A 25,623-nucleotide genomic window follows, 5' to 3' on the forward strand; every position below is an offset into this window, starting at 1 on the left:
GGCTTTTTGCCGGGCCGTTTTGTATCCGTTTGGGTAAACTGGCCGCCCTTCGCGGAGGCTGATATGCAAGACGACGATTTTTCCCTGTTCAAAAGTGCGATCCAAGGCGTCAAGCCGATCAAGCACGACCGCGCCGACACCGGCAAACCCAAGGCTGACCGAGACCGGATCGCCAAGCTGCGCCAGTCCGCCACCGTGCGCACCGACACCACCACCGTTGACGGCCTGTCCGATCAGTTCGTGATTGACGTCGGCCCCGAAGACGAGCTGATGTGGGCCCGTGACGGCGTGCAGGAAAGCCAGATGCGCAAGCTCAAGATCGGGCAGATCCCGTTCGAAGGCAGCCTCGACCTGCACGGCATGAGCGTAGAAAAAGCCCGCGAAACCCTCTGGGCGTTTCTCGCCGAAGCCACCAGATTCGAAATCCGCTGCGTGCGCGTCACCCACGGCAAGGCTGTGCGTCTGGACGGCAAGCGGCCGATGATCAAAAGCCACGTCAACACCTGGCTGCGCCAGCATGCGCAGGTGCTGGGTTTCTGCTCGTGCCAGGCGAAACATGGCGGCGCCGGCGCCGTGTATGTGATGCTCAAACGCACCATGATGGAAGGCCGCGACGAATAATCCCGTCACACCGAACTTGCAGGGTCGTGTCCGCCACCGTACCCTTGCCCTTTGCGAAAATCCCCACAGGTAGTTTCATGTCCCTGGAACAGAATTACACCGCTATGTTTAAGCGGCTCGAGTGGGTTACCAGGGTCAATATAATCAGTGACTTAGGATCGAGAGAAACCCCAAATCACCTACCATCACTAAGTTAGTGGTACAGAAATTGGTACGGGATTCAAATCCCATACATCGAGAAAGCCTCGCATTGCGTGCAACGATGCGGGGCTTTTTTCAACTCATGGATAATCGGATGAAAGCTGTAAATAAGTAGCGGGCGCTCTGGTACATGCCTCCACTCCAAGTGGACACTCGGGGTGAAACCTCTGCATCAGCAAGCTATTACGACAAGCACGAAGCTGAAATCAGCCCTAAAAACAGTATGTCTGCAGAGATGACCGCGCCTTCCCTATTTCGCTAAATACCCACATTCCATTTCATGCCAGGAAGGGGTCATGCCTCTTGTCCAGCCTCGACCATCCCTAGGGTAGCTTGGGTTCAAACTCTGTTGCGTCAGCGTGGCCATCGACATATCGGGTGAAATCCAGGGAGCCTAGAACGTTGCGAGTACTGAGCCGTGATGCGATTACTGGTTAGCAATGAAGGATGACAGCTGAGCCCATGCCGCCATCCACTCCTTAACTAGACCCGGTCGCAGTAGACAATGCGCGAAAGGAACGGCTCAGGTTTTGACTGAAAAATTTTTGGCGAGCCATGGGACACTCCAAGTCCGTCGCCTTTAGACGTGGAGAAAAATCACGGCATGCACTCCTCTCGACGATTGATTCGAGAGTTGAGCGATAGATTTAGAGCTGATCTTTACCCCGACCAGGAATGTGAATATTATTCTCGTTTTGAGGAGGGAATCTTACATGAGCATCACAATTTTCACGCAGGAATACGATGCTGTTATCAAGAGCGTTGTGTTGACTGGCCAAACCACATATGGCTACGCAATCGAGAATATTTTTCCGCTTATCAACCGTTTTGCCGCTCAGCGAAAAATTCAAAACCCAGCCTTTTATGATCGCCTTCGGAATGACCTTTTAAAAGGATGCCTGATGCCCGCGATTACTTTGGCAATGGTTGATCAGAATCCCGAGTTCGAAAACATAGAAGATGCAGCTTCATACGCTAATGAGAACATTACTAACGGATACGTTCTCGACGGCATGCAACGCCTGAATACGCTTAACAGCATCAGAGATGAAGAAGACTTTCCAAAAGATAAAGCATTATTTCTTAGCATTATCATCTCTGAAAACAAAGACATGCTTCTATATCGGATGATCACGCTAAATAATGGTCAGCGCCCAATGACACCTCGACATCAAATAGAGGTTCTCACTGAAGAACTGTTCGATTTCGAGTCGCTCGATATCGAGGTCCAATCAGAGAAAGATCGTGGCGACAAAATAAAACGCGGCGCTTTTAATCTCGCCGACATATCCAAAGGATATTTGGCTTTCTTCACCAACAGTGTTCATAACGAAAATAATAAAATTATCAGCGAAAAAATGGATGAGATTATTGTTGGGAATATTATGGCGACCGCTGTAGTAGAGAACGGCCTAGAATTCCAACAAGTTCTTGAGCTGGTAGACAAGTTTTCGGTTAATGAAAATGCTAAATCCTGGCTTAAAACTCAAAATAACTTCATCGGCTTTTGTGTAGGCGTCAAATCCTCATATAACGATTTAATTGAAATGAGTGCCAACGAATTTGGTGAAGCCGTTGAAATGTTCGACGGAGCATTCAAATCAATTGATGCAGCCAAGGTAAACCTCGGAAAATATCGCCGCGAACTCAGCAAGAAATTTATAGAGAAAATCAATACATTAAAGGATGCTAATGATATCGAGCTGCTTACCTATTTCTCGGATGAGATCGCGGCATAGATGAAAACTATTAGCTACGAATTTTCGGAGTGCAATGGATCTGTAATTACAGCGGAATCTCCTTTTTTTATACATGAACGAGTTGCGGAATTCCCCATAATATTTCGAGTATTATCCGGCAGTTGCCAAATCACGAACCTGAACACAGATGAAAGCGCAGTTCTCTCAAAAAATTATTTCTATAGTGACATTAGAAACAATGAAAATAGAGATTTGTCATTTTTTGATGAATTCGATGAGGACCTGAAACTCTCGGATTATGAACGATTGGTGAAGAGAACAGCTTGGAATAATCGAAAATTCTATCAGCCGTTTCTGAATGAGTTGGCAAGCTGCATTTACCATGAAGAGGGCGGGCGTCATACAGCCGCATTCGTCCACCTGTACAGATCTTATGAGCATCTATCATATGCTTTCCCAATGATTTATGCATCAAGGACGCAAGACTACGTCGGCACATTTGAGAATCTACGAAAGTGGATGAACAATGATTCCGATGGGAATGCTGGCGAGCTGAAATTCCATAAAACATTTGTGGTTAGTCTTTTCAAAGGAATGCCAGAATTATCGCGAACTATTGATGTAGAAATAAATACAAAGCAAGAGTATAGGGAGCCAATATTCAAAGCTTTAGCTGAAAAAATTGCAGGCTGGAAAAATCTAGAAAGTTATACACCCGCAACAAATCGACCAGACCGCTTGGCTATTCCTTTTGCGGAATATCATAGTTTTTTTGTTACTTTGCGAAATAGGTTTTTTCATTACTCAAATGCGCGAAGCGACAATATCGGACTTGATGACATTGTCGAGGCGGACTTGCTTTTTTCATTCATCAACAAAATAACCCTCAACTACATAGCCACAATATTTCACGGAGTAATGAAGCACCAACTGACATTTGACTAGTCTTCATGCGCGAGTACTAAATTGAACAACTCGCGCCGTTGTATAAAAAGAAGGATTTGCAATCAGGGCCCTGATCGCGCAACTCCGTCTCGAACTCCTAGAGCGTGATCCTATACTTTCGCGACAAGAGTTCCCCAAAAGATAGCAAGATTGCCATATCTTAACAGACTGGGACACTGGTGATGATAAGCTTACGTACTTATGTATTCGCCCGCTTAGCTGTCGACAGCGTTTTTGACCACCAGGGCGACAACAGGTCAAAAATGGTAATCAGGTGTGGCTCGCATTCGCCGTGAGCAGCATTTAGATGCTCCCTATGATGGATTGGACGCAGCATTACACTGCCGCGCACAATGACCACATATCGATCTAGGCATCACCCACGCCCTTTCTGTCACGCCATCCTCAAAATGACAGCTCGCTGCGGCATTGCTTAACTGATCACGGCGCGAGAAAATTCACTACTAATGTCTCTCCAATACACGTCCTCCGAGCGCTGCCGGGAATGAAAAACTAAATGTCAGAGCTAGGTGGTTCTACAACTCAAGATGGGATCTTCTACCAAAATACGGTAGCGGCGGGGTTACTTGCCGACCTACTAGATCTACGTCCTCTTCCCCCGCGAGAGAGGGTTGTCGAGGTACGGCTAGAAGCCCCCGCAGATGTTGATGACATCGTTGTACGATATGCCGATGGACATCGAGAGTGGATCCAGGCCAAAACACGTATTCGTACTTCTGGCGAACCTTGGAAGCGTATGTGGGCTGACTTATCTGCTCAATTCGTAAGCTCAGAATTTGCAGGTGAAGATCGTCTTTTACTCGTACTAGCTGAAGCAGACGAAACCGCGCGCTCCATTAGAGACTTAGCGGAGCGCGCATTGACGGCCCAGGACGCCGGAGAGTGGTCAGCGCGACTGTCAGTTCACAATAAAAAAGTACTCTCTGCCATCGGGCCTCATTTGATTACCGATGTCGACGCACTCGAACTGCTCCGACGTATCACGGTAGAGATTTTACCGCTGGAAGAGATGGAGCGGGCGTTCGAGCGGCGCCGCCTCGGCACAGCATTCTCTCTTCCAGCTCGTCTTTTGTCGGTTTTAAGGGATATTGCCGGAGGTAGTGCTCGGCAAAGGGCACTAATTCTCGCCGTTGCGCTTCGCACAAAACTGGCAAACGAATTTGGTATAGAAGTTAAAGAACCTGCGGAATGGGGACTTCCCGCATATCGATCTACGATTATGCGCCTATCTCGGATCGAAATTCCAGGTACGGGGGTTTCTGGCAGTAGCGACGATCTTTTTGTTTGGCCACGTGCGCGAGATCTTGATCGCTCTGCTCCGACAGACTTTGAGGATGAAGAGCCTGTCTTAAACTCTCCTATTGAGCAAAGCAGCGTAGACCTCAAAAGCTTCCCACAACAACAATCTGACAGATACATAATTGTGGCAGGACCAGGCTACGGAAAATCAGCCTTACTGAACGCGGTGGCGGCTCGATTAGCCCGTACCTCTTATGTTCCGGTACTTATACCACTTGCAACATTTGCAGCATCTAATGTTAGCACCTTAGAATTCCTTGCAAATGAGAAAAATCGAGAACTTGACATTCGTGTTGACTGGAATCGACTGGCTGAGCAGGGCTCTGTAGTTCCTCTATTCGATGGACTAGATGAAATACCATCGAGCCAACGCCAGGCCGTACTTAATCGCATAGCCACCTTTTCGGCTCGACACCCACTAGTACCATGGCTTATGACAGTGCGTGATCCGGCCGTTATTAGCGGGCCGGCGGACGCTCGATTTATTGAACTAATGCCTCTGAATGACTTAGACGTAGTTCGCTTTGCCGATGCAATGAAAAGTCGAATCCCTGATCTTGATAGCTGGGAGTTTTCCCGCCGCCTTGAGGCTTATCCAGATGTCGCCCGCTTAGCTAAAATCCCATTATTTCTCTCGATGCTGTTGGCACTTACCGGCAAAGCAATGACGATGCCTCGTGGACGGGTTGACCTGATAGAAAGTTATCTTAAAACTCTATTCGCGCCACATGAGCATAAAGTGCTTCTATCCCCCTCATCCAACATATCAAGTCTGCGTCTAGTCGCTGAAGTTTTGGCGTTTGGTCGCTTGGAGGCACAAGAGATTGGAACAACAGAACGAGAGGTACTTGATGCTGCTGCTCGAGTTGGAGTGCAGAAAGAATCAGCGGAAGCGGTTCTCGCCTGTTTGTTGACGCAGGGTGTACTACGTAGGCAAAGCGCAATTCGACTGCAGTTTCCCTACCCTATTGTTCAAGAGTATCTTGCTGCCTGCTACCTAATTCGCGAGCAGTCCCAAACCCTTTCACAACGTATTGACGATGCGATTCAACGACCTTGGGCGCAGGTGGTTCAGTTCGCACTAGAATTGCATCCTAAACCATCGCCGATCATCCGGCAGATGTTAGGGCGTCGAGATGATGCGTTTTCCACTGGTTTGCGACTAGTCGCTCGATGCATCGTCAATGGTGCAAAAGTGGACTCTGGGCTTAAAGATGAGATAGCTGTACAGCTTGCCACAGTGTGGGAGATATCATCTTATTTTATCAGGGATCGCATAGGCCGAGTTATAGTAGACGGTTTCTCAAAACCACTTAATCCTAAAATTCGGGCCATGCTAAGCCAGCGCAAGTTGATACCGAGTGGAGCCGGCGAAATCGTCACCCAAACCAACGATCCGGCACTTACGCGTGAGGTCCTATGCACTGTTCTTGAAAATGGACTCCAGCGCTTTATGAGTATGCACTCGCTTCAGCCAGCAATCGATAGCCTAGGCGATGAGGCCCTCGAGCTTTACATCCACAAAGTGTTTGATCCTAATACATCTATAGCGCAGTTAAGTGGGCTAACAGATCTGATCGGAGCACTAAATCCTGATAGAATTACACCAGAAATCGCGCTCAAACTTGCTTGCAACGAAATGCTTACGGACAAGTTGAGACTTGTAGCTTTCTCTATCGCTGGAAAAACTTTAGACGACAGAGCCTGGCCGATCATTGAACGTGCAATCCATTTGGATGATGATCGCTGGGCAGCTCTTCAAGCAATATCAAAATGCCGTCATCCGAAAGAAGCAATTCTAAATATCCTTCGCAATGAAAGCCTTGAATTACGATTGCGAGAGCGCATTGCCGAGTCAGTTACATACATCCTAAAAACAGACAAGGAGAGAGCTTCATTCATACGCGACTGTTCCAAAGATCTAAGTCTAGCGATCAGCTTGCGATATATCATGTTACTGTTTTCTGCACGTTTTAGCGACGAACAGGCTTTTCGACTATTGATTGGGGATCTAGCGACAATAGATCTTCGCTTCGCTGAACTTACCATCTCTCTTTTTGGACATTATCCTCTCCGTGATCTAGGTATAGCCGCCGCGACAACAATTAGAGATCGGGTCACCAATGCTAAGGAAGCAGCAGACTTTGCAGACCGCGCCGTTTTGGGTATGACATACATTTTTGAGATGGATTTTTTCGGTGGAGGAGCGCTTATGCCTGCTCCTCCTCACCCAGCACTCGATGCATGGGCCAACCTTGTTGACGACTGGATTGATTTAGAAGACGCAAGTGAAATACAGAGGCTAACCATTGCATTATCTGCAGTAAGGCTAGGCTCGGTGAGAGCAATAGATCATCTGAAGCGGTTAATTTACGCACTAGGCGATCCTGATGACACCAGATTCGATGACGAAGACGAATATGGACACAAAATTCGAAGCGCCATTGACGAATTACAACGTAGAAGACTCCTTCTTCCGCTCAATCTTGCTGAACTTTTCACACGCTGCAAACGTCCGAATATCCCGTTTGCCGGAATAAACGCCATCGTAGCGCACGGGAACCGCGCTGCACTTGACCTACTTATTAAGATCTATAACGATCCGTCTACAGAAAATATGGAAAGCACCCTGCTTGAGGCGATCGAGCCTATCGCTGGCCGCCTCAACGTTATGGTTGTGCGGGAAGACGAGCGATTACAGATTGTTTAGTGTTGACTCCATTTTTCTGCACCCTGACTGATATTATTACTCTAACTCGAGTTCCATTTTACACTCATTATAGCAATTCGAAGTCGAATATTAGGGCTCGACTTACTTCTCTTGGATTACTATTTGCCGGGCATCCGTTCCATCGCGGAATTTCAAGATGTTTGTTTCCAGTTTTCGGTGTCCAGTAACAATAAAACGGGACACTTCTGCTAAATACAAGCTACCGTCCACAGCTGATCAATCTTGGTCGTGTAGCTCTGACTCATCATCTCACGCCGCATTGCCCAATCCGGATTGCTGGGCACGCCCGCAGACCGCAGTGTTCCCCTGCCCCATCTCTCATTGATCTTATCCAGCACCGTCATCAAGTTCGTCGCCTCGGCCGATTGCGTGGTGGCAAATAGATCTTCAGTGAATTCACCAGGCTGGCAAAGATTGACGAGCATCACCTCTGCCTTGCTGTATTTGAATCCCGGCCGAAATACACGCTCGACAGCGTTGACGGATGCGTTGGTCAGCAGACGCAAATCATCGGTGGGATATGGCAGTTCAATCAGGACGCCGTTTGCGTACTTGGCCTCGTCCGGATTAAACATGTCGGTGCGAATGCTGACGCGGATCTCCTTACACAGTGAGTTCTGGGCCCGCAATTTTTCCGAAGCGCGCATCACGTATGTGGCGACGGCTTCCTTGATCGGTGCCATTTCTGTGAGGCGCTTACCGAACATCCTGCTGCAACAGATCTCCTGCTTGGGTGGATCTGGCTCGTCCAACTCAAGGCATGCAGTGCCAGCCAATTCACGGGCGGTCTTCTCGATCACCACGCTGAAATTTTTTCGTAGCGTCCAAGCGTCTGCCTTGGCCAGGTCCATCGCGGTCTTGATGCCCATGCCATCCAGGTGCAGCTTCATGCGTCGCCCTACTCCCCAGACCTCGGCTACGTCCGTGTTGCGTAACACCCAGTCGCGCTTGATCGGATCGCAGATGTTCACGACACCACCGGTTTGCGCCTGCAGGCGTTTGGCTGTGTGGTTGGCCAGCTTGGCCAGGGTCTTGGTGCGCGCGATGCCGACGCCGACGGGGATGCCCGTGCAACGCAGCACCTGGCTGCGGATCTTGCGGCCGAGGCCCTCCACGTCGTTGATGCCGGTGAGGTCGACGAAGGCTTCGTCGATGCTGTAGACCTCGACGGCCGGCACCATGGACTCGATCAAGGTCATGACACGTTCACTCATGTCACCGTACAGCGCGTAGTTCGAGGAGAACGGGACAATGCCGTGTTGCTTGAGTTTGTGTTTGATCTGGAAGTACGGCTCACCCATTTTCACGTAGGGCTTGGCGTCGTAACTACGGGCGATGACGCAGCCGTCGTTGTTCGACAGCACCACGATAGGTACTTTGGCCAGGTCTGGTCGGAACACACGTTCACAGCTGGCGTAGAAGCTATTGCAATCGATCAGGCCGAATATCGGCAGCGCCTTAGACATGGCTGCGTACGCTGCTGGTGATCACTCCCCAGATCGCCAGCTCATCACCTTCAAGAACGTAACGTGGCGGGTACTTGGGATTTTCCGACATCAGGATAACTTCCCTGCCGCGAAGGCACAGGCGCTTGCACACAGGTTCATTGTTCAACAGCGCAATGACGATGTGGCCGTGGGCAGGCTCGATTGATCGATCAACAATGGCCAGGTCTCCCTCATAGATCCCGGCGCCCTGCATGCTTTCGCCAGAGAGCGATACCAGGTAGACGTGAGGCGCACGGATGTTCAGTACTTCGTCCAACGAGATCTGCGCTTCGATGTGATCTGCTGCCGGCGAGGGAAAGCCTGCCGGAACGCGGAAGAGACACAGCGGCACCTTCGAGCCGCCCTCACTGATGGAACCGAGAATTGAGTAATTCATGACGCACGACTTCCGATACTGTACAAATATACAGTTAACTTTCTGAAAGCCTTGAGGTCAATTCTTGTAGGAGATATCGGACAGGCGGGCTGATCATGGACGGACACCCGAACGTTCAAACGTTTTCTGATAGCGATCCAACATCCGATACCCTTCCTAGATTTCGAATTCCTATGTGGAGCGCCGGTTCCCAACGCTGAATTTAGCTTGCGCTTTCACGATAGCTTTTCAGGCACAATTACCAACGTCGAATTTGACTACGGCGTCCACGTTAGCTTCCCGACCTCAGTTCCCAACGCTGAATTTAGCTTGCGCTTTCACGATAGCTTTTCAGGCACAATTACCAACGTCGAATTTGACTACGGCGTCCACGTTAGCTTCCCGACCTCAGTTCCCAACGTCGAATTTAGCTATCGATTTCACGTTAGTTTTCCAACCTCAATTCCCAACATCGGATTTAACTACCGAATTCACGATAGCTTTTCCAATCTCAATTCCCAACATCGGATTTAACTACCGAATTCACGATAGCTTTTCCAATCTCAATTCCTAACATCGGATTTAACTTCCGATTTCACGATAGCTTTTCCAATCTCAATTCCTAACATCGGATTTAACTTCCGATTTCACGATAGCTATTTCAATCTCAATTCCTAACATCGGATTTAGCTACCAATTTCATGATAGCTTTTCCAAACTCAATTCCAACAATAGGATTTGATAAAATCTCGCACTAGCCCGCCCCTTTTACTGCCGAGCCAAAACAGCCGGAAAGCCTTGATATACAAGGGCCATAGACAACACAACACTATCCGCACTCGCTCGACCCATGGGGATTGAGCTTATTTTTTTGGAAAGCAGCACCATCACATATTGACGCAGTTATTTATCTAGCCGTACTGTTAGCAACAGTTACAGAGAACTTCATTCCTCAAGCACCGCCACAACAACGGCGCGTACCTCTGCGAGTATTTAAAATGATAAATGCACTGCTGATTGTTGCGTACATCAAAACCATCAACCTTATTACTCTTATTCTTACTTTGTATGCAGGCGGGCAGCTCTGGAGCTAGAACAGGCCGCCCAGCATTGCCGGCTCCCAGTTCATGATCACCAGCTCACCAGTGACGTCGGCCTTCCCTTGGCGCTGATTAGTAGTGGTGTAGCGGATGTCCAGAGTCTCGAAATGGAAGCCTGCAAACACGCGGCGGATATCCGGATGGTCGTTGATGCTGACCATCACCTTGCCTTTGCAGCGACGCATGAAGTCGGCCATCCGCTCGTAGTTTTCGAACGGAAAGTCTACGCCATAGCCGGCGGTCTGCCAGTAAGGCGGGTCCATGTAATGGAAGGTGTGGGCACGGTCGTAGCGTTCAGCGCATTCAAGCCAGGGGAGGTTTTCGACGTAGGTGCCGGACAGGCGTTGCCACGCGGCCGAGAGGTTTTCCTCGATGCGCAGCAGGTTGATGGCCGGGGCGGTGGTCGCCGTGCCGAAAGTCTGCCCGGAGACCTTGCCAGCGAAGGCATGGTGCTGCAGGTAGAAGAATCGGGCGGCGCGCTGGATGTCGGTGAGGGTTTCGGGGCGGGTCATCTTCTGCCATTCGAACACTTGCCGCGAACTGAGCGCCCATTTGAACTGGCGCACGAACTCTTCGAGGTGGTTCTGCACGACGCGGTAAAGCGTGACCAGGTCGCCGTTGATGTCGTTGAGGACTTCCACGGGCGATGGCTGGGGCTTCATGAAGTAGAGCGCGGCACCGCCGGCAAAGACTTCGACGTAGCATTCGTGAGGCGGAAAAAGCGGAAGTAGGCGGTCGGCCAGGCGGCGTTTACCGCCCATCCAAGGGATGATGGGTGTAGACATAAAAAGCAAGACCTTTACTGTATGGATAAACAGGTGCTAGGCTCGCCGCGCTTTGTGCACGGAGCAAGAGCCTTGGCTGGACTTGCAGGGACAATCTGCAGGGACGGCGGTCGATCCGGATGTTGGCGCATCTGGACCGGCCGCTCTTTTTTACGACGATTGATATGTAGGGAATCCTTCTCCTTGCTAATTCTCTTGAGTGACCTAGTCTCAATTGGCCATCACACAGGAGCATCGAGATGTCGAACGGAATTTTTTCGGTAGAGTTTGAAACGAACCTTCCAGATAGCGGATCCGGCGTTGTGGTCATCAAGGACGGGGCCGTGAATGGGGGGGATGCAAATTTTTTGTACCAGGGCCATGTACCTCAAACCTCTGGTAGGTTTTCCGGGCCGTTTCAGGTTTCCAAATGGAAGGATGGGAACACGAGCGTCACTGGAATCGACAACTACACGCTCGACGCCAGCGGTGAGATTAACTACGAGACCGGCACTCTTTCCCTAAGTGGAACCGTTGCCGGCAACTCGAGTATTCGCTTAGCTTTGACCGGTAGGAAACTCTTGCCAGCTGTGTAGCAAGTGCTCTCGGGGAGCTGAAGGTTTCGACCTCGAACCTGCAGTCAGCTCCTACCTCTCCCTCTTCCGCGATACCTCTCGTGCGTAATCTTGACACGCGGCCAGAGCGATCAATCCCCGGTTGCCGTCGTCGGTGACGCCGATAATTCGTTGAGCATGCGCTGGGTCAAGTTCGGCTCTTGTGGAACCATGAACCATGCTGCCGGTGGTGGCGGAGGTTGGCACCGATCCGTTGCCGGCATTGGTGGTGGCGTCGAGTAGGACTGACAGGCGCAGATCAGCAGTGGCAAGACGGTCACGCAGGCGATCTTGATTACGTTGGACATCGGTCAAGGCTCGGTAATGAGTTTGTTCACTGGTAGCCAGGCGCTGCTCGAGCGCGAGGCGTTTGTCTTGTTCGGCGCGCTGCTGCGCCGCGGAGGCCAGGGCCAGTTGATTGAGCGATTCGGTGTGGAGGCGGGCCTGCTCGGCGAGCTGTTTGCCGTAGCGCCAGTCCTGCACTTGCCAGGCGATAGCAGCGGATCCGCCGGCCAGAGTGGCCAGCAGCGCCGCGTTGACCAACAACCGATACGGCGCCGGGATCATTTCGCCGAGGCGCATAGCACCGCCCTCGCCCGCTCCCACAACTGCAAGCGATCCTGCAGACCATTCAGGCCGCCGTTGATCTTGCGGGTGATCGCTTCGAACTCGTGTCGATCCGCCAGAGCATTCAGCTCACGAACCCACCAGAACCACGCGGCCGACTCGGCGGCCCACTGCGGTAGCTCCAGCAACTCAGGCGTACGCAACAAACGCTCGTCGCCGAACAGCGCCAAGCTGCAGCGCAGGTAGTTGTTGTGGCCGGTGATCTGTATCAGCCCCCGGCCACGGTAACGCTGGCCATCGCCGTCGGCCTCGGGCGTGTTGCCCAGCCGTGCGGCCAGAGTCCCGGTGTCATACTTGCTCAGGTACTGGTCGCCGCCCAGTTCGCGCACGTAATTCAGCTCGCCGGACTCGTGCCCGACCTGGGCGAGAAACGCAGCTTGGCGTTGCGGTGTGTTGATCTGCCGGCGGATCATCGCGGCATTGAGCGCAGAAACAAAAACGCCCGCTTGGCGGCGGGCGTTGGGCATGATGCGTTGCAGTTGTTGCTCTGTCAGTGACATGGAGTTCTCCTCGGTTGTGGGACTTCGGCGCTACTGCTTGATCTGAACAACCTTCAGATCCTTCGCCGGCTTTTTCTTCTTGCCTTTGGCTTTCGCCTTGCCCTTCTTGCCGCCGTTGCACTCGGCCGTTGTGCTCCAGCCGGCCTGAGTGACGACCTGCTCTACGGAGTCGACCAGGTACTCGCCGTCGAGCCCGACTTTGAAGCCCTGGGCGTTGATCGATCGTTCGGCAAAAAGATCGGTGCGCCCTACCATCTCCAGTCGGACGCCGGCCGTGGAGCGATTGAATGCAGTGAGGCGGGCTTGGGCAGCAGCTTCGGCGGCTGACTTGTTCGGATAGATGTGGCGGTCGGTGTGCACCGGCGGTAAGCCGTCCGGCGATTCGTCGTTGTCGAGTGTGACAACGGCGAGCTTGCCGGTCTTCTTGTCCTGGTGTTTGGCCGACACGGCTTTGTGGGTGTTGCGGTCGCCGACTCTGAACTGAAAGCGGCTGACGTCCCGACGATGGATAGTCACCGTTCCCAGCGCTTTGCCCGAAGCGCTCTCCCCACCCTGACGTGGCATCACCAACAGCTTGCCGTCGGCCACCTTGGCCGTGCAGTCGTACTGCTTGGCCAGACGCGTGATGAAATTGAAGTCAGATTCGTTGAGCTGATCGGCGCGGGGCACCTTGGTCTGCACTGGGCAGACCGCCTGCCAGCCGTTGCGAGCCGCGACGTCGGCGACGATCCGCGACAACGGCACATTTTCCCAGCTGCCGCTGCGAGTAGTCTTGCCGCTGCCACGCATGTCGCTGGCCTTGCCAGTGATCACCAATGTATCCGGCGGGCCGGACAGCTCGATATCATCGACAACGTAACGGCCGATGCGGGTCAGTTTGGTTTCGGCGTAGCCCAGGTAGATCTCGATGCTGGCCCCGCGTGGAGGCAGCACCACCTTACCGTCGCGGTCGTCGATGCGCAGCTCGAACTCATCGGACTCCATACCGGGTTTGTCGGTGGTCTTCAGCTGCAGGAGGCGATCATTGATCCGCTGGGTGATGTCGGCGCCGTCGGCTACGACACGAAAGATTGGGGTCATTGTTTCGTCCAATAAAAAGCCCGCACAAGGCGGGCTCAGTGGTTTCACTTTTCTGCTGGTCAGTCGATCTTGACGATGGTCAGGCTGTCCTCTCCCACGGCAATAACGCTGTTGCAGACGGGACAGGCAAACACATCGTTCTTAGGATCAACCGGTAGCGATTTGGTGCATGCCGGGCAGTTGCCGACAAGCTGGGTCTCTCGAAAACCAAAAGTCTTGAATAGCACTGCTCCCATCACCCCAATAGCGAGGAGCCATCCGAGTACAGGAATAAAGGCCAGGAGGATCGCACCGATGGTGCCGAAGATGATCCAGTTCAGCCTGTAGTTGAGCTCCCCCCAAATGCTGCGTTTTACTTTCCTTAACTCTGTTGATCTTTCCATGAGGAGCGCCTTAGTCATTCGCAAAAATGACAAGCTTATCGGCGCCCGACGGGCAGGGCAAACCCTGCTAAATCGTGCTCGACATTGCACTCAACCCCACAACATCACCTCACTCTCGTCGGGCGCCGGCAGATCCGGCAGCTCGATCACGATGCCGGCGCGATACGGTTGCGGCTCGTCGGCCAGGCCCTGATTAACATCCAGCACCGCCTCGACCGTTCCGTTGAGATGCCCATAAGCGTGGTAACACAGGGTATCGAGCAGATCTCCGTCAGATGTTCTGCAAGTCATCGCCATAGCGCACAAACTCCAAGGTGAACGCCTGTTTACGCGGGATACCACCCTGCAACAGCGCGCTCTGTTCTTCGTCGACGTTCTTCAGGCACCAGGTGCCGAGCACGTCGCCATTGCCGGTGGTCAGCGTCAGTGGCAGCTGCTGAGCACCGAGACTGCGTAGCGTATCCAGTTGCTTGATGCCACCCTTGAAACCCGGAAAGATCGCGCCCTTGAGAGTGATCTTGTCCTCACCGATGCCCACCGCTTGCTGCGCAGGCCGGCGAGTCAGGCGCTCCTGCGAGGCCCAGCGGTACTCCGTCGAGCGTCGCAATTCGTCGAAGGCGGCAGTATCCAGGTTGAAGTAATACGGGACCGCTTTGGGATCCAGTGGCTGTACGATCAGCAGGTGCGGGAATGGCTTCACCGCTTCCGGTACTGGCGTCGCGTCACCGGCCAGCGATCCGGTTGGCAGGATGTTCCCCAGCGATGGGCTAACCTTGCCGGCGATCTTATTGATGGCGGTCGACGCCCGGGCGGCCTGCTCCTTCAGTTGGCCCATGCGCTCATCAATCTGCGACACCGCACGGGTGGCCTTGTTGTACGTGGCCACCACTTGCCCGACCTTGGCCTGGGCGGCATTCACCCCGCGCATCACGCGCTGCAGTTTCTCACCGACTGCCGGACCGACAATCGGAATGCCTTCCAGCTCGGAGGCCGCGCCGCTGATCTCGCTGATAGCGCCGTTGACCGGCCCCATCATGCCGTCGAGGCTACGCCGTCCGGTCTCTCCCGCCGCCGCCAGTTGCTTGAGCCCTGACTGCAGCTGTTCCATATAGGCCATCAGTCCTCCTTACACATGCGGTTCATCGTAGAGTTTGCGGTTCTGCAACTGCTGCGTGGCCTGCTGCATTTGCTGCGCGATGTAGGGCTGCAGCTCTCGCGCCATTTGCGCCGGATCCTTGGCATCGCCTTGGACTGTGATGTGCAGCGGCGCCGAAATCTCGACCCGCTGCTCGACCTTCGGCGTGTCTGCTTTCGCGGCCGGAACCGGGGCGGCCAACAATGCCGGAGGCACCGGCGTTGTAGCAGGTGCTGCAAGCGACCGGGCCACATCGCCCATTGCTGCAGGTGCCAATGGACCAGCAGCGGCCTTGGGCTCGAACGACTTTGCAATATCGCCCATCACCGGCGGCAGGTTTTTGCCGGCGCTGGCCATCATCAATGGCCCGGCATCCGGTACTCGCTTGAGGGACTCATCGGTGCCGAATAGTTTTTTGCCCAAAAAACCGCCGGCCGCATCGCCGCCCATGTAACCGAGGTATCCGCCGATCAGCCCACCGACGATGTTGCCAATGATCGGCACCGCCGTTCCGATGGCGGCGCCCGCAGCTGCTCCGGCCAAAGTGCCGGCCAGTCCACCCGCAGCCTCGCCGTAGCCTTCGGCTTTTTCGTCTTGAGTCACGGCATTTTCGTAGGTGTCGTAGGCCTTGAAGCCGGCGTCGACCACCGCCAAGATCGCCGGCCCCTTGACGCCATCGGCGATCTTGCCGCCGCGACCACCGCCTCCGCTGCCACCACCCTTTCCGCCTTTGCCCCTCTTACTTTCGCCGCCACTCACGTCACCGGCATCCAGCCCACTACCTGCACCTGGCAGGTTAGTGACGATCACCTTTTGCGGGATGTTCGGATTGCCCATCAGCGTGCCGCGCCCGAGGTTCATCAGACCCTTGCCGACCTTGAATGCGCTGACCGCGCCCTTGAGCGCAACGAGTCCAGCCACGGCCGTGCCGATCCCAACGACAACTCGTGGAAACTCATCGGCGAACCCCGACAGCTTGCGACTGACGTTGTTGATACCGTCGGCCACGGTGTCGGTTACCGGCCGCAGCGCATCGCCGATGCTGCGCATGGCGTCATCCATGGACTGTGCCATCTCGGACCATTTCTGCGCCGAGGTTTGTCGACGCTCAGCCAGGTTCTTGTCGAGGATTCCGGTAGCGTCGGCCGAGTCCTTTTTCAGCTGGCTGTATAGATCCTTGTTCTGCATGTACGCGGTCAGGGCTGCTTTCACCTGCATGTCAGCAAACAAGTCACCCGTGCGCAAAGCCTCTTCCAGCGACTTCATCATGGCCTTGGCCTTTTCGGGATCGGCCTCTTTGCTGATAGCGGCCGTGGCCTTGGCCATTTCGGCGGCTCGCTTCGGATCGATCGCCTGGATGTACTTCTGGGCCAGGGCAAAACTGGACTCCAGTGTGGACATGCCGTTTTGCAAACCTGTCTGCATCGAGCCCTTGTAGTCGATGCCGGCCTTTTTGTAAGCTTCGACCGTCTCGCCAGAACCGATTTTTTCCATCCAGTTTTTGAGGTTGTTCGCCGCCTCGTCCGAACCGCCGGCCGTCTTCATCTGCACCTGAAGCATGGCGCCCAGCTGCGTCACCGAATCCATGCCGGTGATGCCCAGCTTGCCCATGCCGGCCAGCAGTTCAGGAAACCAACGTGCCATGTCGACCGCTTCAAAGCTGCCTGCTTGCCCCTGATAGGCGATGGCTTCCAGCGCTTTCTCCATCACCTTGGGGTCAGTGATCTTGGCGTTCTGTCCCAGAGCATTGATCATCCTGGCCGTTTCAGTGCCCTCCGATCCCTGTCCCACGGCAAACTTGGCCGCCGTCGGTGCATAGGCCAGTGCCTTGTCCAGCTCCATGCCGGCACCGACCAGGGCGTTGACCACTTCGGCCACCTGATTGCGTGCCATGCCGGTATCGCGCGACGTGTCGATCACGGTCTTGGACAGCTGCGCCTCTTCCGGCGAGTTGGCAATGTTGGCCTTGATCGCGATGTCGCGAATGATCGCGCCGTAATCGGCACTGACCTTGGTCGGAATGGCTGCGGCGGCGGTCAGCGCTCCGGCCTGACCGAGGGTGCTTTTCAGACCGGACCGGCCCTCCTCGATCTGCCGGTGTCCCAGTGCTTTCAATTCAGCGCCGGCGGCCACGCGCCCCATCGTCGCGTAAGCCTTGCTCAACCGCCCCACCTCGACGCCCTGTTTCTTAAGCAGCGCGAGGTTCTTTTCATACTTGGCTAGCAGCTTGTCGGCGCCTTCAGCGCCGGTCGTATGCGCCTTGCGCCATTCATCGCGCAGACGCATCGTGTCGCCGATGGTGTTCTGCAGGACTCGGGCCTTGCTGCCTACCGAATCCAGATGTTTGATCTTGCTTTCGACGTCCTTGAACGCTTTGCCCACCGTCGGATCGACGGCGCCGCCAATGACAAAGCCAAGCGCGAGGTTCTTCGCCATGAGCGTGCCTTATGCGTCGGAAAGTGTTGAGCGGTGGCTCAGTCAGAGAGCCACCACACCAGTTCGTTGAAGGGCATGGCCGTGATCTCAGCTGCCGAGAACCCGGTTTCTTTGGCCATGCGTTTGGCCAGGAGCTTCAACGTGGAGCCGTCACATTTACTCGTCCGTGACCAGACGAAAATAGCCGGTCTGCAGGCGCATGTAATCGACCAGCTTGAGCGCTAACAGATCCGCCTCCGGGGTCTGGGTCAGCGAGGCAAACAACGACAGTTCCCGCTGCTCGGCGTCACCGTTAGAGGCCGCTTGCGCGGCCCGCACATCCCGCACGCAAGGTGCGCGCATCGCCAGGCGGTCGACCTGAACACCATTGAGTTCGGTCGGATATTTGAAGCTGATTCGACAACCTTCGTCGGTGAGCTCCATCCACTTTGGCAGCGGCTCTTCGGGTGTGGTTTGAGTTGCTTGATTCATTGCGTATTCCTTAAAGGCCCAGGGCCGAACGTTCTTCTGCGAGCTGGTCGACGCCGTCGATCACCAGCACCATGCCGACCATGTCGATCTCGTAAATCAATCGACCGCCGACTTCGAGCTTGTAGTAGGTCAATGCCATGCTGTGTTTGGTCTCGGCTTTTTCACCGGCCTTCCAGTCGCCCATGTCGACTTCTTTCAGGCCACCACGCATGGTGACGATGACCGGGGTGACCTTGCCCTGAAGGCCCTTGAAAGTGCCGCGAAACACGGCATTGCAGGCGGTGCGGTCGGACAGCCCGAACCACTTCAACGCCTCACGACGCACGCCGTTGGTGGTGAATCCGGATTCGAGCTTTTCGACACCAACCGGGATTTCGATCTCACCGGCCATGCCGCCGCCCCGGTAGGTTTCGGTTTTCAGCACGACCTTGGGCAAGGTCAGGCTCGGCACATCACCGGAGAAACTGACGCCGTCGATGAACGCCGCGCAATTGGACAACACTTCAGGTTTCATCAGGGGGCCTCCTTAGGCCGATTCGAGGACTTCGGTCATCCATTGGTTGGTGACTTCGAAGAGGAAATTCGGGTTTTCGGCCGGCGGCACGTCGGTGAAGCGGATCCGCCAGAACACCTTGCCCTGCTCAATCTGGCTGGCCGTGTTCAGCTCCTCATCCGCGAACACCTCGGAGTTGATCACGGCACCCTGATTCTTCAGGTCCCGCATGAACGCTTCCAAGCCGTCGGTGACGTCCTTGACGTAGGTCTTGGTGATCGAACGGTCGACCGCCCACTTGTGCCCGGCCTGCACCGCGTCCATGAGGATGAACAGCGTACGCACGCGGGTGACGAACGACCATTTCGGATCGCTCGACAGGGTGCGGTTGCCCCACAGCCGGTAACCGTCGTCGCGAATGATCGTGGTGATGTTCGCGTTGTTGAGCAGGTTGGCCCGGCAGGTCTCGTCTCCATCCAGGTACTCGACGGCGCGAGTGGTGCCGGTGATGCCGGTGAACTCCTTGTTCGACGGCGAGGCCCAGAAACCGTAGGTGGCATCCGTCCAGGCGAACAGGCCGGCGGTCCATGCCGATCCCGGCGCATCAACGGTCTTGCTGGTATCGGTGTCCCAGAACTGCACCCCAGGGTCGACCATGAACAGGTTGCGGCTGCCGAAGTTGTCGGCGTAGGCCATCGCGGCCTCGTCAGTGGTGCATGGCCCATCGATGATGCCGATGGCTCGCAGTTTTTGCGCGAGGGCGTCCATCGCCGTCGCCACGGCCTGTGTCGCTGAATGCCCTGGGGCGATCAGCAATCGCGGCTGGGCGTTGAACAGGCTTTTGCCATCAAGCAGCGCCTGCAGGCCAGTACGCTGTCCGGAGGCCAAGACGCCGCCGATGATCGCCGAGGTCTGAAGTGCGGGATCCTCCATCTTCGGCACGCCGATGGCGACGATCACCGCCTTGGCCTTGGTGTAGATCGCCTGGCAAGCCTTGGTGATCGCTGAACCCGCGCCGAATGCGGCGATGGCTTCGCGCTCGGTGGTGATCAGTTTGAGCTCACCGGCCTTGGCGGTACCGCCGCCGACCAGTCCAGGGGTGAAGGTGTCGCACAGGCCGATGATCGACGAGGACGGCAGCGAGATAGTGCGTACGCCGGTATCGACCGAAGTGGTCGTAACGCCGTGATAAAAGCTCATAGAGGTCAATCTCCAGAAACGAAAAAGCCCCGCAAAAGCGAGGCTGTGAATGTGTAAGTGAGGCGGATAACAGAAAAGAAAATGCCCCGTCATTGCGGAGCGATTATTGGGCTTGGCCGGCTACCCAATCAGGCATCGCTGGGCGATGCGCCTTATCAGGGAATTCGGCGCTGGCCGGCCAATCCCGCAAGAGCTGGATGTAATCCAGAAGCTCGCCGAACTGTTCAGCCGATAATGTCGTCTCGCGCGCTCTGTCCACCTCATCGCGGTGTCGTTCACGCAGCCACAGTACCCGCTCAATCTCGGCGTCACGCCAACCGCGTTCCGCCTCCGCCAGCTCGTCGGTGGATGGATCGATCAGAATCGGCAGTCCCGATTCATCATGACCGCGCACCTTTCCCGGCGCCGGATTCCCCATCACCGAAAGTATCCGATCCAAATCGATCTGCACTGCATCGGCAGGCATGCTTTCGTGCAGACCCTCCAGATAAGTGCAGCCCGTTGACTGACTGTAAAAACTCTTCATGAATCCCCCTTAACGCCCGATACCGATGGCGCCGAAACTGAATGGCAGGATTGAGGAAAACGCGGCGAATTTCGTCAGTTGCTTGTCACCCAATGAAATGCTGCCAGGTGAAGACCCGTTAGCCCCCGTCACCCAAACGCCGTAACAGGCATTTGGAAAGCCCAGCACCCACGTCGAATAGGCTCCCTGAGTTCCCAGATTGGTCGTCCCGATCCACTGCAGGATCAATCCGCCCAGCCAGGAAGGAAAAACGATGTAACCGTTATTCGCAAAGACTGCTGAGAATCCCCAGCGGAGCTTTTTCGGTGTGACGATAGTGGCGTCATCGGCGCCCGCATCGATCAGCGCCTGCGTAGCGATCTTGGCCGTACCGAGCTTGATCTCAGTGGCCTGCGTCGCTAAGGCTGCCAGCGCCTGAATGTCAATGTTTCCCTGATTGATCGGCGCGTTCCAGGCCTTGATGCACCACATTACCGACACGTTTCGCGGGCGCATCACACCTGCGTCAGCAAAACCAGGATCTACCTGAACCCCGGTGTTGACTACCGACCGCTTTACACCGGGATAGTCGCTCGCAATAAATGCGTCAGCCTGCGCCGCTGCAACCGTTGCCGCCACAACCTCCACCGTGGGAGTTACGGACTGGTTACTGTCGAAGACTGTAACCGTACCTTTCTGCGAAGAACCCACAACACGGCCGACATCCACACCGCGCCCATGATCCCAGCCGCGCAGAAACTCGCCGCGCGAATCCGGCAAGCGGAAATTGCCGGCGCCTTCATCGCCTTTGTTGAAAGCCGTGCCGAGGAACGTCGCCAGATCGGGATAGACCGCAATGCTCTTGACGCTGCCGTCCAGCTCCAGAAACCCGGGCGCGACCTTGTCTTGCGGAAACGCCACGGTGGCACCGACCGGCAAGGCGGAGGCCTGCGCGATCATCGATTCGATTTCTGGCTTTGTGTAGGTGTCCGTGATGCCCATACCGGCGAGCGTGCTCGGGTTATCACCCGACACAAAAACCCCGCGATCATTGACCTTGACCCGCGTGAACTGGCCCGGCGTCTTGTTCTTCGGCAGCACTTCCAGAATCGCCGCTTCGACAAAGGCCCGCGTGGCCAGCACCACCGCCGGGTCAATCTTGAGCTGGATGTTGCCAGTGCTGGTGACGATGAAGTTCATGCGCACGATCTGCGTGCGGCCCGAGCCCTGTGACAGCAACGGCTTGAAGCTCGGCGCGCAGTTGGCCACCGCCACCAGATCGCCGTCCGCGTCGTACAGGCCGATCTCGCGGATCCAGCGCCCTCCCTCATCGGCCGGAATGACCTGCTCAGCAATCAGCACTGCCGGGTTAACAGGGTCGACGAACAGCCGGTTGAGCGGCTTGCGCCGCCATTCGTTAATCAGCTTGGTCTGCCCTTCAGCGGGGATGACCGGATCGATGTTGTTGGCGTCCCCGACGCCCATTTGGGTGATCAGCCAGGGAATGCCGAGCGCGTCGGCGTTCGCTTGTTTGGCCTTTCCCACAGTCGTGAGAATGGCGAAAAACTGTGAGTTCGCATCAGTCATTGATAGATGTCCAGGGTGTCTATGGTGTGTTCGCGCCCGACCACGCCGAAACGGCCGGTGACTTCGATGTCGCGCATCACAGGCGGGTAGACGTCGATTTCGTCGCCTTCGTAGAGGGACGCTGCAATGTTCAATTCGCCTTGCGTTTCAAGGCTGATGGCCAGGCCGGTGAGTTGCCGGCTGACGGGTTTGGCGTCATCGATCAGACGTTCGAGTTCGAGGTACATTTCCTCGGTGATGCCGGTGTCAAGGACACCGACCTTCAGGGCGAAGGTGCCCGGCACGCCTTCCGGCACGGTCTGCCACCACTCCAGCACCTCGATCAGGTAGCCCAGTGGCTCGACTACCCGACGTAAAGCACCGATGGTGCCCTTGTGCTTGTGGATATAGAACGAGGCCTTGATCGCGGCGCGCTTGACCGGTTCCGGCCACTCCGGATCCCAGCGGTCGACCGACCAGGCCCAAGCCAGATGTGGCAGCAAATGCTCCGGGCAGGAATCTGGGTTGTACAGCGCGCGCAACGGAATCAAGGTGGTCTCGGCGAAGGTCGCTTCGATACCCCGTTCCAGTGGCGTGCTGTTGAGCGGTAAGAGACTGCGCATTCAACCTCCCAGCACGACGGTGTAACCCGTGCAGTACGCGGCCTGTGCCTTTGTAGGTTTCAGATCCTGCCAATCCTTCAGTTCCACCCGGCCGACACCGGCGACATGCAGCTGCGCATCGACACCGGACCGAGCCACCTCGACGCCCAAGCGGCGCCGTGGATTGATCCAGGCTTCCAGTCGACGGATCGCCTCGGTCAGCGCTGCGTCGTTCTCCGGGCCGCTACCTTTCATGTGCAGCACGGCGTCGACGCGATAACGTAGGATCTCGGCGCCGCGCACGGTGACGCGGTCGCCCACAGGGCGCACGTCATCGTCGTTCACGGCCGCCGCAACCAAAGCCAAGATCTGCGGCCCAGCCGTGCCGTCGCCCTCCAGTCCCAGCACTGTGACATCGACGCAGGCCGGTTTCGGACTTTCGGCCGTCGCATCGGCCACCAGCGCCGAGGCGTTCCGAGCATGGAGGATGTAGCTGTTGCGCGGCCCGGCCGTGGTCAGTCCTTCGTAGGCCAGCTGCACCCGCTCACGCAGCGCATCGTGGGACTCCATCACCGCCTCCACCGGCGGCACAGCCAACGGATCCGCAGCCTGGATCACCAGGCGCTTGAGGTTGACGTTGGCGGCCAGGTGATCCAGATCAGTGCCGGTGGCATAGGCCAACAACTGGGCCTTGGCCGCGTCGTTGACTCGCGCCCGATTGCCGAGCTTGATGTAGCTGCCAACCTCCAGCAGCTTGGTCACCGGATCGCTCTCCAGCGAAGCTGTCCAGTTCTGACCCATGTGCCCACGGAACACGCCCAGCGCTTCGCTGTAGGTGTCCTCAAAGTCCAGCGGCTCCAGCACGTCCGGTGCCGGTAGCTCCGACAGATCCACCAGGGTACTCATACCCACACCTCCAACGTGCCGCGTTCACCGAGGTATTCGCCGCTGATCTTGAAATTGATTTGACCGCCCAGGACAGAGACCACCACGACACGCTCAAGCTTGAGCCGTGGCTCCCATTGGTTGAGCGCCCTTAAGGCCTCAGCCTGCGCCGCGCTTTTCCAGCCTTCGTTGATGGGCAGGTCAACCATGCGCCGGAGCTTGCTGCCGTACTCCGGCCGTTCGCGACGGCTTAGCAGCGGTGTGCCGAGGATGTCCGCGACTGACTGACGTAGATGCTCGATGCCGGAGATGGGCTGCCCGGTGTGGCGATCCATTCCGATCATCGTGTCTACTCCTTGAGCTGCTCGTATTCAGGGTGGGCCTTGAGGCATTTCAGCGCGATGTCATCGCCCGCCTCGACCGAGACCAGGCTCTTGATCACGGGAATCGTGCGACCGTCCGGAAGGATCACCGTGCGCGAGGTGTAGAGGGTGTCGCGAAAAGTGAGCGACGAGGCGGCCGAGATCGGCTGGATAACAGCGGCAGAATCCTGCGTCGTTGAATGGTCTTGAGGTTTGGCCATGATTGCTCCGGGCATGAAAAAGCCCGCACTGGGCGGGCCGGATGGAAAAGATTCGCTAGTGCTTGTGGTGGTTGCTGTTGCCGGTGGTGTCCAGGATCGCGCCGTCGCTGGTGATGTCCCCGGTGACGTGCAGCGGTCCCTCGATATTGACCGGCCCTTTGATGTTCACCGTGGCTTCGAGATCGATCGTTCCCGAGTTCACCGTGACAGCGTTGTCGGTTACCTCGGCCTGGGTCGCCCCGACCTTGATGGCGACCGTTCCGGTGGGCAGGGTGATGCTGTAAATGCTGTCCTGCCAGTCGTAGACCAAGCGCCCGCCATCCTCGAAATGCCAGACTTCGACATGGTCGCGGTTGTCCGGCGGCGCGCCGCCGTTGCCGTACAGGCCAGGAATGAACGTGCCTTGAGCCACGTCGCCGCTGGCACTGATCAGGGTGCCCTGCTCGTTCAGGCTGGGCGCCCGCCAGTGCCGCGCCTTGCCGGCAGCAATGCTGTGCCAGCGCACCCAGCCGCTGACCCACTCACCGTCCGAAACGCGGCAGGCCGGTGGTGACGAGGTAAGGTCAACTGCGACCACGTAGCAGTCCTTGACCAGGCCAGCGAGCATGCGGTCGTGCTGTGCGGCAATGTAACTTGGACTCATGGCACGTCCTCCGGACGGAACGGGCCGTCGCCCGGTTCGGTATTCAGTACCAGGGTGCCCGGTGGCTGATCCGGCCATGGCCATTCGGCGTCACCGAGGTAGATCTGCTGTGTCCACTCCACAACCCAGACGGTGTAGCCGTCCAACTCGGGCTTGGTCCAGTCGGGCATGGCCTGCACGAACTCGGCCGGTTCGACCGCCACACCCCAGCTCTGCATGCGCAGTAGCGCGCCAAGATGACCGGCCAGAAACACCGCCTGCTGATGGTGATCCGGCTGAATGGGATCGGTGATCACCCGCGCCTCGAACTTGCAGGCCAAACCGGTTTCGCCTGTTCCCGGATCTAGACCCGGCTCCATCTCGGCCAGCTCGATCAGTATTGCCGGCAGCGGTAGACGATCCAAGTCATTGGGCCACATGGCCACCGTTTGCACCCATGGCAACTGATGCTGAATATGTTGTTCGATGGCTTGATAAAGCTGCTCAAAACTTAACGGCTCCTCGACATGTTCGATCACGTTATTTCCCCCTCGGTGGCTTCTTCAGCTCAAAGTTGAGTTCCTGCTGCAGGACATGCACCAGGTGTTCGTCGGCCTTGCGGATCCAGCTTTCGAAGTGCGGCAGCGCCTGCGGGCCTACCCGGTCAGCGGGGGAG

26 protein-coding genes are annotated in these 25,623 nt (G+C 55.9%); 5 read left to right on the plus strand and 21 right to left on the minus strand.

Annotated elements, in window-relative coordinates; translation table 11 throughout:
* The first annotated feature begins 63 nt into the window (after positions 1–63).
* The 4 genes from L6D74_RS13595 to L6D74_RS13610 all read left to right on the plus strand — a co-directional run bounded on the left by L6D74_RS13595 (position 64) and on the right by L6D74_RS13610 (position 7,497).
* Entirely contained in the window at positions 64–621 is a 558-nt protein-coding gene (locus L6D74_RS13595) for a Smr/MutS family protein (RefSeq protein ID WP_064594618.1), read from the plus strand.
* 914 nt (positions 622–1,535) lie between these two features.
* Positions 1,536–2,561: a hypothetical protein gene (locus tag L6D74_RS13600; RefSeq protein WP_236189495.1), complete on the plus strand. Its 1,026-nt coding sequence runs from the start codon at positions 1,536–1,538 to the stop codon at positions 2,559–2,561.
* The gene (locus L6D74_RS13605; RefSeq protein WP_236189497.1) at positions 2,562–3,467 is read left to right on the plus strand and encodes a hypothetical protein; all 906 of its coding nucleotides are present in this window, start codon (positions 2,562–2,564) and stop codon (positions 3,465–3,467) included. It abuts the gene before it with no gap.
* Between the two features lie 517 nt (positions 3,468–3,984).
* On the plus strand, positions 3,985–7,497 hold the full coding sequence (locus L6D74_RS13610; RefSeq protein ID WP_236189498.1) for an NACHT domain-containing protein: 3,513 nt from the start codon (positions 3,985–3,987) through the stop codon (positions 7,495–7,497).
* A gap of 209 nt (positions 7,498–7,706) precedes the next feature.
* Here the strand turns inward: L6D74_RS13610 and umuC are convergent, their stop codons facing one another.
* The 3 genes from umuC to L6D74_RS13625 all read right to left on the minus strand — a co-directional run bounded on the left by umuC (position 7,707) and on the right by L6D74_RS13625 (position 11,266).
* Complete coding sequence (gene umuC, locus L6D74_RS13615; RefSeq protein ID WP_236189499.1) at positions 7,707–8,984, minus strand: translesion error-prone DNA polymerase V subunit UmuC; 1,278 nt, start codon at positions 8,982–8,984, stop codon at positions 7,707–7,709.
* Complete coding sequence (locus L6D74_RS13620) at positions 8,977–9,402, minus strand: LexA family protein (protein ID WP_236189500.1); 426 nt, start codon at positions 9,400–9,402, stop codon at positions 8,977–8,979. The genes umuC and L6D74_RS13620 overlap by 8 nt, the downstream gene beginning before the upstream one ends.
* A gap of 1,069 nt (positions 9,403–10,471) precedes the next feature.
* Positions 10,472–11,266: a DNA adenine methylase gene (locus tag L6D74_RS13625; protein WP_236189501.1), complete on the minus strand. Its 795-nt coding sequence runs from the start codon at positions 11,264–11,266 to the stop codon at positions 10,472–10,474.
* A gap of 239 nt (positions 11,267–11,505) precedes the next feature.
* Between L6D74_RS13625 and L6D74_RS13630 the strand changes: the two genes are divergently transcribed.
* Positions 11,506–11,841 (plus strand): GrlR family regulatory protein, encoded by a 336-nt coding sequence (locus L6D74_RS13630; protein ID WP_223008187.1) that lies wholly within the window; start codon positions 11,506–11,508, stop codon positions 11,839–11,841.
* Between the two features lie 51 nt (positions 11,842–11,892).
* On the opposite strand, the gene L6D74_RS13635 is transcribed toward L6D74_RS13630, so the two are convergent.
* The 18 genes from L6D74_RS13635 to L6D74_RS13720 form a co-directional block, all read right to left on the minus strand.
* Positions 11,893–12,441: a lysis system spanin subunit gene (locus L6D74_RS13635; protein WP_236189502.1), complete on the minus strand. Its 549-nt coding sequence runs from the start codon at positions 12,439–12,441 to the stop codon at positions 11,893–11,895.
* Complete coding sequence (locus tag L6D74_RS13640) at positions 12,423–12,986, minus strand: glycoside hydrolase family 19 protein (RefSeq protein ID WP_163974208.1); 564 nt, start codon at positions 12,984–12,986, stop codon at positions 12,423–12,425. The genes L6D74_RS13635 and L6D74_RS13640 overlap by 19 nt, the downstream gene beginning before the upstream one ends.
* Before the next feature lie 30 nt (positions 12,987–13,016).
* Positions 13,017–14,066 carry a phage late control D family protein gene (locus L6D74_RS13645; protein ID WP_236189503.1) on the minus strand — a complete coding sequence of 350 codons (1,050 nt, stop codon included), beginning with the start codon at positions 14,064–14,066 and terminating at the stop codon, positions 13,017–13,019.
* Between the two features lie 59 nt (positions 14,067–14,125).
* Positions 14,126–14,449 (minus strand): hypothetical protein, encoded by a 324-nt coding sequence (locus tag L6D74_RS13650; RefSeq protein ID WP_134785659.1) that lies wholly within the window; start codon positions 14,447–14,449, stop codon positions 14,126–14,128.
* Positions 14,450–14,539: 90 nt separating this feature from the next.
* The gene (locus tag L6D74_RS13655) at positions 14,540–14,746 is read right to left on the minus strand and encodes a tail protein X (RefSeq protein WP_236189504.1); all 207 of its coding nucleotides are present in this window, start codon (positions 14,744–14,746) and stop codon (positions 14,540–14,542) included.
* Positions 14,721–15,566, minus strand: coding sequence for a phage tail protein (locus tag L6D74_RS13660; RefSeq protein ID WP_236189505.1), 846 nt, complete (start codon positions 15,564–15,566; stop codon positions 14,721–14,723). The genes L6D74_RS13655 and L6D74_RS13660 overlap by 26 nt, the downstream gene beginning before the upstream one ends.
* 9 nt (positions 15,567–15,575) lie before the next feature.
* Positions 15,576–18,020, minus strand: a complete 2,445-nt coding sequence (locus L6D74_RS13665; protein WP_236189506.1) for a phage tail tape measure protein — start codon at positions 18,018–18,020, stop codon at positions 15,576–15,578.
* Between the two features lie 156 nt (positions 18,021–18,176).
* On the minus strand, positions 18,177–18,491 hold the full coding sequence (locus L6D74_RS13670; RefSeq protein ID WP_373874469.1) for a phage tail assembly protein: 315 nt from the start codon (positions 18,489–18,491) through the stop codon (positions 18,177–18,179).
* Between the two features lie 10 nt (positions 18,492–18,501).
* Entirely contained in the window at positions 18,502–19,005 is a 504-nt protein-coding gene (locus L6D74_RS13675) for a phage major tail tube protein (protein WP_236189508.1), read from the minus strand.
* Between the two features lie 12 nt (positions 19,006–19,017).
* The gene (locus L6D74_RS13680) at positions 19,018–20,184 is read right to left on the minus strand and encodes a phage tail sheath subtilisin-like domain-containing protein (RefSeq protein ID WP_236189509.1); all 1,167 of its coding nucleotides are present in this window, start codon (positions 20,182–20,184) and stop codon (positions 19,018–19,020) included.
* Positions 20,185–20,287: 103 nt separating this feature from the next.
* Positions 20,288–20,710 (minus strand): tail fiber assembly protein, encoded by a 423-nt coding sequence (locus L6D74_RS13685; RefSeq protein ID WP_236189511.1) that lies wholly within the window; start codon positions 20,708–20,710, stop codon positions 20,288–20,290.
* A 9-nt stretch (positions 20,711–20,719) separates the two neighbouring features.
* Entirely contained in the window at positions 20,720–22,276 is a 1,557-nt protein-coding gene (locus L6D74_RS13690) for a phage tail-collar fiber domain-containing protein (protein ID WP_236189512.1), read from the minus strand.
* Entirely contained in the window at positions 22,273–22,878 is a 606-nt protein-coding gene (locus tag L6D74_RS13695) for a phage tail protein I (protein ID WP_236189513.1), read from the minus strand. Before L6D74_RS13695 ends, L6D74_RS13690 begins: the two co-directional genes overlap by 4 nt.
* A complete protein-coding gene (locus tag L6D74_RS13700; RefSeq protein WP_236189514.1) occupies positions 22,879–23,763 on the minus strand; it encodes a baseplate assembly protein in 885 nt (294 codons plus the stop codon).
* A complete protein-coding gene (locus L6D74_RS13705; RefSeq protein ID WP_236189516.1) occupies positions 23,760–24,086 on the minus strand; it encodes a GPW/gp25 family protein in 327 nt (108 codons plus the stop codon). Before L6D74_RS13705 ends, L6D74_RS13700 begins: the two co-directional genes overlap by 4 nt.
* A 5-nt stretch (positions 24,087–24,091) precedes the next feature.
* Positions 24,092–24,325 carry a hypothetical protein gene (locus L6D74_RS13710; RefSeq protein WP_236189518.1) on the minus strand — a complete coding sequence of 78 codons (234 nt, stop codon included), beginning with the start codon at positions 24,323–24,325 and terminating at the stop codon, positions 24,092–24,094.
* A gap of 55 nt (positions 24,326–24,380) precedes the next feature.
* Complete coding sequence (locus L6D74_RS13715) at positions 24,381–24,968, minus strand: phage baseplate assembly protein V (protein ID WP_236189520.1); 588 nt, start codon at positions 24,966–24,968, stop codon at positions 24,381–24,383.
* The gene (locus L6D74_RS13720; protein ID WP_236189522.1) at positions 24,965–25,486 is read right to left on the minus strand and encodes a hypothetical protein; all 522 of its coding nucleotides are present in this window, start codon (positions 25,484–25,486) and stop codon (positions 24,965–24,967) included. The genes L6D74_RS13715 and L6D74_RS13720 overlap by 4 nt, the downstream gene beginning before the upstream one ends.
* Positions 25,487–25,623 lie beyond the last annotated feature (137 nt).

This window comes from Pseudomonas pharyngis (assembly GCF_021602345.1).
Lineage (GTDB): Bacteria > Pseudomonadota > Gammaproteobacteria > Pseudomonadales > Pseudomonadaceae > Aquipseudomonas > Aquipseudomonas pharyngis.

Excerpts from the sequence above, each read along its gene's own strand:
- L6D74_RS13595 (WP_064594618.1), top strand. The coding sequence starts at position 64 with ATGCAAGACGACGATTTTTCCCTGTTCAAAAGTGCGATCCAAGGCGTC.
- L6D74_RS13600 (WP_236189495.1), top strand. The coding sequence starts at position 1,536 with ATGAGCATCACAATTTTCACGCAGGAATACGATGCTGTTATCAAGAGC.
- L6D74_RS13605 (WP_236189497.1), top strand. The coding sequence starts at position 2,562 with ATGAAAACTATTAGCTACGAATTTTCGGAGTGCAATGGATCTGTAATT.
- L6D74_RS13610 (WP_236189498.1), top strand. The coding sequence starts at position 3,985 with ATGTCAGAGCTAGGTGGTTCTACAACTCAAGATGGGATCTTCTACCAA.
- umuC (WP_236189499.1), bottom strand. The coding sequence starts at position 8,984 with ATGTCTAAGGCGCTGCCGATATTCGGCCTGATCGATTGCAATAGCTTC.
- L6D74_RS13620 (WP_236189500.1), bottom strand. The coding sequence starts at position 9,402 with ATGAATTACTCAATTCTCGGTTCCATCAGTGAGGGCGGCTCGAAGGTG.
- L6D74_RS13625 (WP_236189501.1), bottom strand. The coding sequence starts at position 11,266 with ATGTCTACACCCATCATCCCTTGGATGGGCGGTAAACGCCGCCTGGCC.
- L6D74_RS13630 (WP_223008187.1), top strand. The coding sequence starts at position 11,506 with ATGTCGAACGGAATTTTTTCGGTAGAGTTTGAAACGAACCTTCCAGAT.
- L6D74_RS13635 (WP_236189502.1), bottom strand. The coding sequence starts at position 12,441 with ATGCGCCTCGGCGAAATGATCCCGGCGCCGTATCGGTTGTTGGTCAAC.
- L6D74_RS13640 (WP_163974208.1), bottom strand. The coding sequence starts at position 12,986 with ATGTCACTGACAGAGCAACAACTGCAACGCATCATGCCCAACGCCCGC.
- L6D74_RS13645 (WP_236189503.1), bottom strand. The coding sequence starts at position 14,066 with ATGACCCCAATCTTTCGTGTCGTAGCCGACGGCGCCGACATCACCCAG.
- L6D74_RS13650 (WP_134785659.1), bottom strand. The coding sequence starts at position 14,449 with ATGGAAAGATCAACAGAGTTAAGGAAAGTAAAACGCAGCATTTGGGGG.
- L6D74_RS13655 (WP_236189504.1), bottom strand. The coding sequence starts at position 14,746 with ATGGCGATGACTTGCAGAACATCTGACGGAGATCTGCTCGATACCCTG.
- L6D74_RS13660 (WP_236189505.1), bottom strand. The coding sequence starts at position 15,566 with ATGGCCTATATGGAACAGCTGCAGTCAGGGCTCAAGCAACTGGCGGCG.
- L6D74_RS13665 (WP_236189506.1), bottom strand. The coding sequence starts at position 18,020 with ATGGCGAAGAACCTCGCGCTTGGCTTTGTCATTGGCGGCGCCGTCGAT.
- L6D74_RS13670 (WP_373874469.1), bottom strand. The coding sequence starts at position 18,491 with ATGAATCAAGCAACTCAAACCACACCCGAAGAGCCGCTGCCAAAGTGG.
- L6D74_RS13675 (WP_236189508.1), bottom strand. The coding sequence starts at position 19,005 with ATGAAACCTGAAGTGTTGTCCAATTGCGCGGCGTTCATCGACGGCGTC.
- L6D74_RS13680 (WP_236189509.1), bottom strand. The coding sequence starts at position 20,184 with ATGAGCTTTTATCACGGCGTTACGACCACTTCGGTCGATACCGGCGTA.
- L6D74_RS13685 (WP_236189511.1), bottom strand. The coding sequence starts at position 20,710 with ATGAAGAGTTTTTACAGTCAGTCAACGGGCTGCACTTATCTGGAGGGT.
- L6D74_RS13690 (WP_236189512.1), bottom strand. The coding sequence starts at position 22,276 with ATGACTGATGCGAACTCACAGTTTTTCGCCATTCTCACGACTGTGGGA.
- L6D74_RS13695 (WP_236189513.1), bottom strand. The coding sequence starts at position 22,878 with ATGCGCAGTCTCTTACCGCTCAACAGCACGCCACTGGAACGGGGTATC.
- L6D74_RS13700 (WP_236189514.1), bottom strand. The coding sequence starts at position 23,763 with ATGAGTACCCTGGTGGATCTGTCGGAGCTACCGGCACCGGACGTGCTG.
- L6D74_RS13705 (WP_236189516.1), bottom strand. The coding sequence starts at position 24,086 with ATGATCGGAATGGATCGCCACACCGGGCAGCCCATCTCCGGCATCGAG.
- L6D74_RS13710 (WP_236189518.1), bottom strand. The coding sequence starts at position 24,325 with ATGGCCAAACCTCAAGACCATTCAACGACGCAGGATTCTGCCGCTGTT.
- L6D74_RS13715 (WP_236189520.1), bottom strand. The coding sequence starts at position 24,968 with ATGAGTCCAAGTTACATTGCCGCACAGCACGACCGCATGCTCGCTGGC.